Below are 11,531 nucleotides of genomic sequence, written 5' to 3'. Positions count from 1 at the left end.
CAGCCTCACTGGACTGCAATTAAAAGGGTAACTATTTAATTTTCAAAGATACTTACTTGGTCAACCTTATCGACATCTTGTAATTCAACAACGACCTTTTCATTGCTGGAAGTTGGAATGTTTTTACCAACATAATCTGCTCGAATTGGCAGCTCGCGGTGTCCGCGGTCAACCAGTACAGCCAGTTGTATCGTTGAGGGACGGCCAAGGTCCATTACTGCGTCCAGTCCTGCTCTAACGGTTCTGCCCGTATATAAGACATCATCAACAAGTATTACTTTTTTATCTTTTAATTCAACCGGAATATCTGAACCCTTTACAAGTGGTTCCTGATCATCGGTCTTTTTGGTTAAATCGTCACGGTAAAGGGTTATGTCCAATTCACCTACAGGTATCGGTTTACCTTCAATTTCTTCAATTTTTGCAGCTAGTCTTTCTGCAATGAATATTCCTCTGGTCCGGATACCTACTAGTACACAATTTTCAATCCCTTTATTTTTTTCAATGATTTGGTGGGCAATCCTTGTTAATGCTCTTCCGATCGCTTGTGCGTCTAATACTACTGCTTTTTGATTCACTTATCTCACCCGCCTGCTATTAATAAAAAAACCTCTCACCTTGAGGTGAGAGGTAGACGAGTTTGTTAGTATGGGCATAGGTATCCCATCTAATTATCCGTTTCCTTCTCAGCCTCACTGGACTGTTTTAAAGGCATATTCAACTGTTGTTATCGTACTTTAATTCGACAAATATGTCAATGATTATTTCGTAATTGCTCTAATACCTCTTCAAATTCTTTAGGCAGCGGTGCTTCGAATTCCATGTATTCGTCTGTTCTAGGGTGGTTAAATCCAAGGATTCCTGCATGCAATGCTTGTCCATTAATGTCCAATGTTTTCTTTGGACCATACTTTGGGTCACCCGCAAGCGGATAGCCAATGTATTTCATATGAACACGAATTTGGTGAGTCCTGCCTGTCTCCAGTTGACACTCCACAAACGTAAAATCCTTAAACCGCTCAATCACATGGAAATGAGTAACTGCATGCTTCCCATTATCCACCACGGTCATACTTTGCCGATCTTTTGTATCTCTTCCAAGCGGTGCATCGATTGTTCCAAAATCGTGCGGAATTACTCCATGTACAACGGCTCTATACTTCCGAGTAACGGTCTTTTCCACTAATTGGTTAACAAGTTTTTCATGGGCCATATCATTTTTAGCGACCATTAAAAGACCAGAGGTGTCTTTATCGATACGATGAACGATACCAGGTCTTAAAACACCATTTATTCCGGATAAATCTTTGCAATGGGCCATTAATCCATTAACAAGTGTTCCTGTTAAATGTCCAGGTGCTGGATGAACCACCATCCCGCTTGGTTTGTTAACCACTAAAACGTCTTTATCTTCGAAATAAATATCTAAATCCATTTCTTCCGGAATTACATCAAGTAATTCTGGGTCTGGGATCGTAATCTCGATTTCATCATTGATATTACATTTGTAATTTGTTTTGATTTTTTGTCCATTTACTAGGACATTACCTTCTTTAATCCATTGCTGAACCTGAGTTCTTGACCATTCTTCATCTAAAGTAGAAATAACTTTATCAATTCGGTCTCCCTTTTCAGGTTCAAGAATGGTGTGTACCATTTTCTCCATATGATTTCTCCTTTGTTTCACGCTCATCACGCAGCATCTGAATCATTAATAATACTACGCCAATGACTAAAGCCGAATCGGCAATATTAAATACTGGGAAGTTATAATTCAAAATATACGTATGAATAAAATCAACAACTTCTTTGCGAAGCAAGCGGTCGATAAAATTACCTATAGCGCCGCCTAACATAAATGCTAAGGAAACACCAAGCAGCCACTTACCTTTTGCTTCTTTTTGCATGTAGTAAATGATCGCAATGATTACTATAGCGGTAATCACATAAAAGAACCACATCTGTCCTTGTAATATCCCCCATGCTGCTCCCCGATTTCGGTGAGAAGTAATATACAAAAAATCCTCGATAATTGGGATACTTTCACCAAGATACATTTTTGTGACAATCATCCACTTTGTGACTTGGTCTAGTATAATAATAAAAATTGCGATTAAATAATAAAACACTAAGGAATACCTCCATCTCACGCGTTGACTTTACTCCTTAGCATTTTAGCATAATCTTCAGAGAAACAACAACGTAACGCTAGAAAATGGAGGAATTAATTGGTTTCCGACAAAAATGCTCCAAAATCTCAGTATCCTTTGCTGTTTTTATTGTAGGCATAATTTTCAAAAGATTATCAGGTATCGGTTCACCTGAAAATTCACACTGTCCAAAATTACCATCCTCAAGCTTTTGAATGGCAGAGGTAATATCCGCCAATTCTTCCTCTAAAACGGTAACAATCCAATCATTTTTCTGTTTATTTTTCAATGATTTTAAAATTTCTAATTGTGTTTTACGGAGTTCCCAAAACAGCTCTTCCTGCATTGCATTCATAGTTGTAACCTCCGTTAAGTCATTTGTTATATTATCTCTCTATAAATTGAGATGACCCGGGAAAACATTTGACAACCAAAACAACAATTAACGGAATAGGTTAAAAAATGAAAAAACCCCATGAATTAATCATGGGGAATTGCTATTAAGCTAAGTGCGTATAGTTTCCTTTCACTACTTCTGCACAACGCGGGCAAAGTGTAGGGTGCTCAGTGTCTTTTCCAACTTCAGGTGTTACAACCCAGCAGCGTTCACACGTTTCGCCTTCGGCTTTAGTAACAACAATGGCAGCTGTATCCAATTTAATTGCATTTTCTGGTGCTTGATCATAGCTTCCTGCGACTTCAAATCCAGAGATGATAAATAATTGCTGTACATTCTCTTGAATAGAGTCTAATAAGGCTTTCGTATTTTCATTCACATATAATGAAACCTTTGCAGTTAATGATTTACCAATAACCTTTTGATTTCGAGCTTCTTCAAGCGCTTTTAATACATCATCACGAAGGTTCATAAATGCAGTCCATTTTTCTTCCAATGCAGCTGCATTCTTAAGTTCCTGATATTCCGGCATATCCGTTAATTGTACACTTTCTTCAGTTACTGCAGGAATAAATGTCCAAACCTCGTCTGCAGTATGAGGAAGAATTGGAGTAACTAACTTTGTTAATGCAACTAACGAATCGTAAAGAACTGTTTGAATCGCACGTCGCTCGGGATTGTTAACCGACTCAATATAAAGAACATCCTTAGCAAAATCAAGATAGAATGCACTTAAATCAAGGGTACAGAAATTATTAACTGCATGGTAAATTCCTGCGAACTCGTAATTTTCATAAGCATTTAAAGAATATTTAATCAGCTTATTTAATTTTACAAGCATAAATTGATCAACTTCACGAAGGTTTTCATATTCAACCCGATCACTTGCAGGATTAAAGTCCGCCAAGTTACCAAGCAAGAAACGGAAGGTATTCCGGATTTTTCGATAAACCTCTGCAACCTGCTTTAGGATAGCATCGGATACACGAACATCTGATTGATAATCAACAGAAGCCACCCAAAGCCTTAGAATATCTGCTCCTAATTGTTTCATTACTTTCTCAGGAATAACAACGTTTCCTAATGATTTACTCATTTTCCTGCCTTCACCATCCAGGGCAAATCCATGGCTGAGTACACCTTTATAAGGAGCTTTCCCTGTTACTGCAACAGCAGTTGATAGTGAAGAGTTAAACCAGCCGCGATATTGATCTGAACCTTCAAGATATAAATCTGCTGGTCGTACTAAGTCTTCTCTTTCTAGGAGAACAGCTTGGTGAGATGAACCTGAATCAAACCAAACATCCATGATATCTGTTTCTTTCGTAAACAATCCATCAGGGCTTCCAGGATGTGAAAAGCCTTCCGGCAGAAGGTCTTTTGCTTCCCGCTCAAACCAAATATTTGAACCGAATTCACGGAACAAGCCTGAAACGTGTTCAATTGTTTCATCTGTAATGATTTCTTCTCCATTTTCAGCATAAAACACTGGGATTGGAACTCCCCATACACGTTGGCGTGAGATACACCAATCTCCGCGGTCACGAACCATATTAAATAGTCGTGTTTCACCCCATGCTGGTACCCACTTTGTTTCTTTAACTGCTTCGAGCAGGTCGTCTCTGAAGTCCTTTATCGATGCGAACCATTGCGCTGTAGCTCTAAAAATTACAGGCTTTTTTGTTCTCCAATCATGTGGGTAAGAGTGTGTAATAAATGAAAGCTTTAAGAGAGCTCCTGCTTCTTCTAAGCTTTGCGCAATAGGCTTATTTGCCGTATCGTAAAATAATCCTTCGAAACCTTGTGCTTCTCTAGTCATTACACCTTTATCATCTACTGGGCAAAGTACTTCAAGTCCATACTTTTGACCAACATGGAAGTCATCCTCACCGTGTCCAGGAGCTGTATGAACACAGCCTGTTCCAGCATCTGTTGTAACATGCTCACCTAGCATTACTAAAGAGTCACGGCCATATAATGGATGTGCTGCAAGGATATGTTCTAGTTCATTTCCTTTTACTTTTTGAACAACAGAAACATCTTCCCAGCCTACTTCCTTTGTTACTGCTTCTAAAAGAGCTTCTGCAACTAAGTATTTGTTTCCATTCGTTTCAACGACTACATAAGTTAGGTCTGGGTGAACTGAAATTCCTAAGTTAGCCGGAATGGTCCAAGGTGTAGTCGTCCAGATCACAATTTGGACGTCCGTATCAAGAACACCTTTTCCATCTTTTACTTTAAAGCCTACATAAATGGAAGGTGACTTTTTATCTTGATATTCAATTTCAGCTTCAGCAAGAGCTGATTCACTGGACGGGGACCAATATACAGGCTTAAGACCTTTATATATATAGCCTTTTTTCGCCATTTCTCCAAAAACTTTAATCTGCTGTGCCTCATATTCCGGATTAAGTGTGATATATGGGTTTTCCCAATCACCACGTACACCGATGCGTTTAAATTGTTCACGCTGATTACTAACTTGTTCAAGCGCATATTTTGTACAGAGCTGACGGAATTCAGCTACAGTCATCTCTTTGCGCTTTACGCCCTTATTTGTTAAAGCCTGCTCGATTGGCAAACCATGTGTATCCCAGCCTGGAACATATGGTGCATTAAAGCCACTCATCGATTTAAAGCGAACAATCATGTCCTTTAATACTTTGTTTAGGGCGTGACCCATATGAATATCGCCATTTGCATATGGAGGTCCATCATGGAGCACAAACATTGGACGTCCTGCAGTACGCTCCTGAACCTTTTTGTAAATATTCATTTCTTCCCACTTTGCCTGTATTTCAGGTTCTCTTTGAGGAAGATTTCCACGCATTGGAAATTCAGTCTTTGGCATTAATAACGTATCTTTATATTCCATTTCTTATTCCTCCTGTAATACTCATCATAAACAGAATTGACAATAGACAAATAAAAAAACCCTCTCATCCCAAAAAAGGGACGAGAAGGTTTTATTCCCGCGGTACCACCCTGATAGATAGAACGTAAATCGTACTATCCTCTTTAAGATTCGTAACGTGAATAACCCGCCATAACTTATTCTTCTTTTAAAAAGAGTTTCAGCCTGGGACTCAAGGGTGATCTTCCAATTTCCCACTTTTCCCAGGCTTCCACCCTCCCCGGCTCGCTATCAAAAGTTTATGAAAATTGTACTGTCCCTCTCATTGTCATTACCATTTTTTTATTTATCTGTTAAAAAATTATATGCGAAATAATATCAATTCGTCAAGCTAAGGAATCTTCTTCTTCGTGGATTTTTAATTCAGTTGCATCCACTTCATATTCTAATAAATGATCCCAGTCATCTGTATTAAGCATATCCAGCTGAGCTTCTATCAACATTTTAAAACGTGTACGGAACACTTTTGATTGCTTTTTTAAATCCTCAATCTCAAGAGCAATTTTTCTAGCTTTTGAAAGCGACTCGTTTACGATACGGTCAGCATTTTTTTCAGCTTCCTTAATGATGAGTTTCGCTTCCTTTTGTGCATTTCGTTTTACATCTTCTCCTGCCTCTTGAGCAATGACAATTGACTTATTTAAGGTTTCTTCAATATTTACAAAGTGACCTAGACGGTCCTTCATTTCATTTATTTTTTCTTCCAGTTCTTTTTTTTCACGGAGGACTAATTCATAATCCTTAATCACTTGATCTAAAAATTCATTTACCTCGTCTTCATCGTAACCACGGAAACCTTTATTAAATTCTTTATTGTGAATATCTAACGGCGTTAACGGCATGATGCCACCTCCAAGAATCTTTCTTCTGTATGTATATAATGTATAAAGCAAATATTCGACAATGTTTTCGGAAATCCTGCAAGGAAGAAAAATTATTTTTGTTTTCCGACAACAATTCGCCACTTGTCTTTTTTTGTTTTTCCTTCAATAGACAAAATTTTCACTCTGCCATAGCCTCTAACTGACAATAAATCACCTTCTCCACATTCAAAGGAGACGTTCTCGATGGATGTCCAGTTTACTTTTACTAATCCTTGTTGAATAAAAAGCTGTGATTTTTGTCTTGAGATATTATGAATACCAGAAATAATTGTATCGAGCCTTAATGATGAAACAGTAGTGACCTGCTCCATCCATAAATCATTGGTCGTGATTGCTTCATCCAGTTTCAGCCCTTTTAATCTGATAGAAGCTTTACCAATAGATTCTAAGTTGTTTTTAACATACTCACTAATTTCGGCTGCGGCGAAAAATTGAACTTGTCCATCTTTCATTAAGATGTCGCCAAATTTCCCTCGTTTTAATCCAAGGGACATAAGTGAACCTAGAACTTGGGGGTGTTCGATTGTAACAAATTTAATAGGATAGTCGATTTCAAAGAGATTAATCTGAAATTCTTCTTCATTGGGAGTCAAGTAGTCCGGCATGATTAATGCTCTTTTTCTTTCACTTCCAGGTATCCCGCCAAAAAGCTGATACTTTATAGTTCCAGTCTCACCTATTAAGACCTTTAAAATATGCTGCTCTCGTGGATCAAGAAAATCGGTAAGCTTAGCTGTATAGCTTGAATCAACATAATCTTTCCAATGTAATACTAAATCAATAAATTCCCGTTCCTCCAGGCGAAAATGCTGATAAATATTCATGTTTAACTCCTCAGACCGGATAGGTTAAATTAAGAAATTAAATTTTGCAGTACTCTTAAGCCATGCGGAGCAAAAGATAAAACAAAGAAAGCCGCTAAAGGAGAAAGATCCATCATACCAAAAGGTGGAATGATTTTTCTAAAAGGTTCTAGAAATGGCTCACATAATTTCCCAAGGATTGTTCCGATTTGAGAGTCTCTCATATTAGGGAACCATGATAAAAGGATATAGATAATCAGCATCCATTTATATATTCCAAGTAATTGGATTAAAACATTAAAGATAATATCCATCTCTTTTTACCACCTCGTATCTTGAAGTTCTTGATCCTTTACTAATTCGGAAATATTACCAGAAATTTCAACATTATCAGGAGTACATAAAAAAATACTCGATCCAATTTTCTGAATGTCTCCACCTATTGCATAGACTGCTCCACTTAAAAAATCGACAATTTGCCTTCCTTCCTCATGGTTAATCCGTTGAAGATTTACAACAACTGCACGACGGTTTTTTAAATGGTCGGTGATATCCTGTGCCTCTGCATATACTCTCGGTTCAACTAAAATTACTTTTGAAGACTTTTGGACACTTTGTAAACTAACAACATTTTGGGGTTTCGTCGACTGTTTTTGAGGCTTTATAGGTTCAACCTTTTCATAGTCATCTTGATTATTATCATCGTAATCATCATCTAAAAAGAAAAATGTTTTTAATTTCGATTTAATCGTCATTTTATTCCTCCTCCCCAGCTGCACCTACCAGTGCAGTTCCGATTCTAATCATCGTTGCTCCTTCTTCAATCGCAATTTCAAAATCATTTGACATCCCCATGGAAAGCTCATTACATGGGGCATATTTAAGATTACAATTTTTTATTTGGTCACGGAGCTCTCTAAGCTTTCGAAAACAGTTACGAAGCTGCTCTTCATCATCCGTTAGAGGAGCCATTGTCATTAAGCCTTCAATGCTAAGATTCTCATATCCTTTTAGGTCTTTTATAAAATCTAATACAGCCACAGGGTCTAAGCCGTGCTTTGATTCTTCCTGAGAGACATTCACTTGGACAAGGCATTTCATCTTTTTCACTGCACGTTTGTTAATTTCCTCTGCTAAAGAAATTCGATCTAAAGAGTGAATATATTCTACCTTATCGATAATATTTTTAACTTTGCGCGTCTGCAGGGTCCCGATAAAATGCCATTTAGGCTTGTCCCCTAAAACTTCCCACTTTTTTAGAAGCCCGTCATCTCGGTTTTCACCTAGATTTATTATACCAGCCTCTAATGCTTCACTAGCTCTATTTATACTGACATATTTAGTAACGGCAATCAGTTTCACTTCATCAGGAGTCCGATTTACCTTATGACATGCATTACTAATTTGCTGACTGATATGTATGAGATTATCTGCAACCTTCATTCAGAGGTCTCCTTCCATCCAATAAAACTTAACATTCTTCCCGTTTTACCTTGATCACGGCGGTGAGAAAAAAATTCTGATTGATTACAACTAGAACATAAATTAGTCACCTGAATATTTTTTTCCGGGACACCGGACTTCAGAAGAATAATTTTATTTAGTTCCCGCAAGTCTAATGTATATTGACCGTCTTTTATTGTATTATAGGGTTTTTTTTCGACATCTACTAGAGTCTTTTCTACAAAATTAATTACATAATCATTAACAATATAACATTTTTTACAGATAGATGGGCCCATTACAGCAAATATTTGATCGGGAGGTATTCCTTCCTCTCCCCATTTCTCTACCATCTTCCGTGCAATCTCGTTGACCGTTCCCTTCCACCCCGCATGTGCTGCACCAATCATTCTGTGTTTAGGGGAAATAAAAAAAAGAGGGACACAATCCGCATAGCAAAGGGTTAATAAGATTCCCTCTTCATTGGTATAAAATCCATCGGTCCCTTTAAATGCATTGTCGTATGAATCTGAACCTTTATCACGGTCATTCAAGGTAATTCTTCTAATTACCGTATCATGAGTCTGTTCAGCACCTACCCAGGAATTGAGCGGAAATTGGATAAGGCTAGCTAAATGATTCCGGTTAGAACAAACAGCTTCAAGCTGATCCCCAACATGAAAGCCGAGATTAAAACTTTCATAAATCCCTGTACTACAGCCGCCTTTTTTGGTTGTTAACCCAGCAACAAGCCCGGGATATTGTTCCATCCAATTTTTAATTGAAAAATATGATTGATTTTCATATGCAAAGGGTTCCATACTCAACCTCATTTGTTTTTATCTAGTTTACCATGAAACGATTAAATGGTCACCGTGGATAATGCTAAGATCTATACTTCCATCTCTTCTGCAGGCCTTTCCTCAATAGCCTTGAATCGTACCAGAATTACATCTTGACCAATTTTAATTATATTTTTCCAAGGAATCACGATATCTTCTTCTCTGCCAAAAAAGCCCAAAACCTTGCCATTGCCGGTGACGATGACTGCTTCAATTTTCCCTGTTGTAAGATTAATTTCGATATCACCTATATTCCCCAACTTTTTGCCATCTGCCACATTCACGACATCTTTAATCTGAAATTCTGAAATTTTCACCATATCTCTCACTCCTGCCTTTTTATCCTATTGAATATATATGATTTGTTTCATCAATATATCTGTAAATAACAGAAAAAAAGCCGCCCATTGGACAGCTTAACTCTGGATATTTTTATTCATTTGTTTGATTGCGGCTTTTTCTAAACGCGATACCTGAGCTTGTGAAATCCCAATCTCGTCAGCCACTTCCATTTGCGTTTTTCCCTGGAAGAATCGTTTTCTTAAAATTAACTTTTCCCGCTCATTCAAACGGCGCATTCCTTCTTTTAAGGCAATCTCTTCAATCCAGTGAATATCTTTATTTCTTTCATCACTTAATTGGTCCATCACATAGATAGGATCACCACCATCGTTATAGATCGGTTCAAACAATGATACTGGATCTTGAATCGCATCTAATGCGAAAACTATCTCTTCGTGGGGGACTTCTAATACCTTTGCAATCTCCTCAGCAGTTGGTTCCCGTGAAGTTTCACTCATTAATCGTTCCCTTACTTGAAGAGCCTTATAGGCGATATCTCTTAAGGACCTAGAGACGCGAATAGGATTGTTGTCGCGCAGGTACCTGCGTATTTCGCCAATAATCATTGGTACGGCATAAGTGGAAAACTTAACGTTTTGACTTAAATCAAAGTTATCAATCGATTTCATAAGTCCAATACAGCCAACCTGAAACAGATCATCAACAAACTCGCCGCGGTTGTTAAACCGCTGAATGACACTAAGAACGAGTCGTAAATTTCCATTGACGAGTTTTTCTCGTGCTGTAATATCGCCCTCTTGCATTTGCTTGAAGAGTAATCTCATCTCTTCATTTTTTAATACAGGAAGCTTTGATGTATCTACGCCACAAATTTCAACTTTATTTCGAGTCAATCCCTTTTCCCTCCTCATAGGAGTTGCTGTACAAAAAACAGTATCTCCTAGGAAAGGAAAAATATGCACTTGTACTTTTTTAGGAATTGGCCTGAGATTGCCGAAAAATACGATTACTTCCTTAGTTTCAAAGGACTTTTTTTAATTGAAAAAAATTCTTTTTTGTTAAATCAAACCATTTTATTAAATTCTTTTCTCAGTCTTTTAATAATCCTTTTTTCAAGGCGTGATATATAGGATTGAGATATACCTAGCATATCGGCTACATCCTTTTGTGTCTTTTCTTCCCCATTGGTTAACCCAAAGCGCAGCTCCATAATTTGCTTTTCCCTATCTGACAATTGGTGTAACGCCTTGGTTAGTAATTTTCTATCAACATTTGCTTCTAAATCTTTTGTAATAATATCGTCCTCAGTCCCTAAAACATCCGATAATAATAATTCATTACCGTCCCAATCGATATTTAATGGTTCATCAAAGGAAACTTCTGATCTAATTTTATTGTTTCTGCGCAAGTACATTAGAATTTCATTTTCAATACATCTAGAAGCATATGTAGCAAGTTTAATTTTTTTCTCCGGATTAAAAGTATTCACCGCTTTAATTAAACCAATGGTTCCAATACTAATTAAATCCTCAATATTAATACCGGTATTTTCAAACTTTCTGGCGATATAGACAACAAGCCTGAGATTACGTTCAATTAAAATCGATCTGGCAGCCTTATCACCACCAGGAAGCTTATTCAAAAGCAGTTCTTCTTCATCCTTACTTAAAGGAGGCGGTAAGGCTTCGCTGCCGCCAATATAATAAACTTCATCACTTTTTATTCCTAATTTAATCAGTATCTTATACCAGTAGTAGGATAAGCGAAGTCTCCATTTTTTCATGCAAGTTCCTCC

The 11,531-nt window shown here is 37.5% G+C and carries 14 protein-coding genes and 1 other annotated feature; all 14 genes read right to left on the bottom strand.

The annotated features are described in order from the left end of the window. Nucleotides 1–35 precede the first annotated feature (35 nt). On the bottom strand, nucleotides 36–578 hold the full coding sequence (gene pyrR / locus QNH29_RS08825) for a bifunctional pyr operon transcriptional regulator/uracil phosphoribosyltransferase PyrR (RefSeq protein WP_283864429.1): 543 nt from the start codon (nucleotides 576–578) through the stop codon (nucleotides 36–38). Between the two features lie 176 nt (nucleotides 579–754). After that, nucleotides 755–1,666, bottom strand: coding sequence for an RluA family pseudouridine synthase (locus QNH29_RS08820; RefSeq protein ID WP_283864428.1), 912 nt, complete (start codon nucleotides 1,664–1,666; stop codon nucleotides 755–757). Further along, the gene (gene lspA / locus QNH29_RS08815; RefSeq protein WP_283864427.1) at nucleotides 1,638–2,129 is read right to left on the bottom strand and encodes a signal peptidase II; all 492 of its coding nucleotides are present in this window, start codon (nucleotides 2,127–2,129) and stop codon (nucleotides 1,638–1,640) included. The genes QNH29_RS08820 and lspA overlap by 29 nt, the downstream gene beginning before the upstream one ends. A gap of 79 nt (nucleotides 2,130–2,208) precedes the next feature. Then, nucleotides 2,209–2,505 carry a hypothetical protein gene (locus QNH29_RS08810; RefSeq protein ID WP_283864426.1) on the bottom strand — a complete coding sequence of 99 codons (297 nt, stop codon included), beginning with the start codon at nucleotides 2,503–2,505 and terminating at the stop codon, nucleotides 2,209–2,211. 145 nt (nucleotides 2,506–2,650) lie between these two features. Further along, nucleotides 2,651–5,422, bottom strand: a complete 2,772-nt coding sequence (gene ileS, locus QNH29_RS08805; RefSeq protein ID WP_283864425.1) for an isoleucine--tRNA ligase — start codon at nucleotides 5,420–5,422, stop codon at nucleotides 2,651–2,653. 73 nt (nucleotides 5,423–5,495) lie between these two features. Then, nucleotides 5,496–5,736 (bottom strand) — a binding site (T-box leader). Between the two features lie 51 nt (nucleotides 5,737–5,787). Continuing rightward, on the bottom strand, nucleotides 5,788–6,303 hold the full coding sequence (locus QNH29_RS08800; RefSeq protein WP_283864424.1) for a DivIVA domain-containing protein: 516 nt from the start codon (nucleotides 6,301–6,303) through the stop codon (nucleotides 5,788–5,790). A 92-nt stretch (nucleotides 6,304–6,395) separates the two neighbouring features. Then, nucleotides 6,396–7,169, bottom strand: a complete 774-nt coding sequence (locus tag QNH29_RS08795; protein ID WP_283864423.1) for a YlmH family RNA-binding protein — start codon at nucleotides 7,167–7,169, stop codon at nucleotides 6,396–6,398. Between the two features lie 29 nt (nucleotides 7,170–7,198). Then, nucleotides 7,199–7,462: a YggT family protein gene (locus tag QNH29_RS08790; RefSeq protein ID WP_283864422.1), complete on the bottom strand. Its 264-nt coding sequence runs from the start codon at nucleotides 7,460–7,462 to the stop codon at nucleotides 7,199–7,201. A gap of 6 nt (nucleotides 7,463–7,468) precedes the next feature. Further along, the gene (locus QNH29_RS08785) at nucleotides 7,469–7,903 is read right to left on the bottom strand and encodes a cell division protein SepF (RefSeq protein ID WP_283864421.1); all 435 of its coding nucleotides are present in this window, start codon (nucleotides 7,901–7,903) and stop codon (nucleotides 7,469–7,471) included. A gap of 1 nt (nucleotide 7,904) precedes the next feature. After that, entirely contained in the window at nucleotides 7,905–8,591 is a 687-nt protein-coding gene (locus QNH29_RS08780; protein ID WP_283864420.1) for a YggS family pyridoxal phosphate-dependent enzyme, read from the bottom strand. Continuing rightward, nucleotides 8,588–9,412 carry a peptidoglycan editing factor PgeF gene (gene pgeF / locus QNH29_RS08775; RefSeq protein ID WP_283864419.1) on the bottom strand — a complete coding sequence of 275 codons (825 nt, stop codon included), beginning with the start codon at nucleotides 9,410–9,412 and terminating at the stop codon, nucleotides 8,588–8,590. The genes QNH29_RS08780 and pgeF overlap by 4 nt, the downstream gene beginning before the upstream one ends. A gap of 71 nt (nucleotides 9,413–9,483) precedes the next feature. Continuing rightward, complete coding sequence (locus QNH29_RS08770; protein ID WP_179597304.1) at nucleotides 9,484–9,753, bottom strand: YlmC/YmxH family sporulation protein; 270 nt, start codon at nucleotides 9,751–9,753, stop codon at nucleotides 9,484–9,486. Between the two features lie 96 nt (nucleotides 9,754–9,849). Continuing rightward, nucleotides 9,850–10,629, bottom strand: coding sequence for an RNA polymerase sporulation sigma factor SigG (gene sigG, locus QNH29_RS08765; protein WP_045515367.1), 780 nt, complete (start codon nucleotides 10,627–10,629; stop codon nucleotides 9,850–9,852). Nucleotides 10,630–10,799: 170 nt separating this feature from the next. Next, nucleotides 10,800–11,519 carry an RNA polymerase sporulation sigma factor SigE gene (gene sigE / locus QNH29_RS08760; RefSeq protein WP_283864418.1) on the bottom strand — a complete coding sequence of 240 codons (720 nt, stop codon included), beginning with the start codon at nucleotides 11,517–11,519 and terminating at the stop codon, nucleotides 10,800–10,802. Nucleotides 11,520–11,531: the final 12 nt, after the last annotated feature.

Origin of the sequence: Neobacillus sp. DY30, assembly GCF_030123065.1 — a bacterium.
Lineage (GTDB): Bacteria > Bacillota > Bacilli > Bacillales > Cytobacillaceae > Neobacillus.
This window is presented reverse-complemented; position numbering and strand designations above follow the sequence as displayed.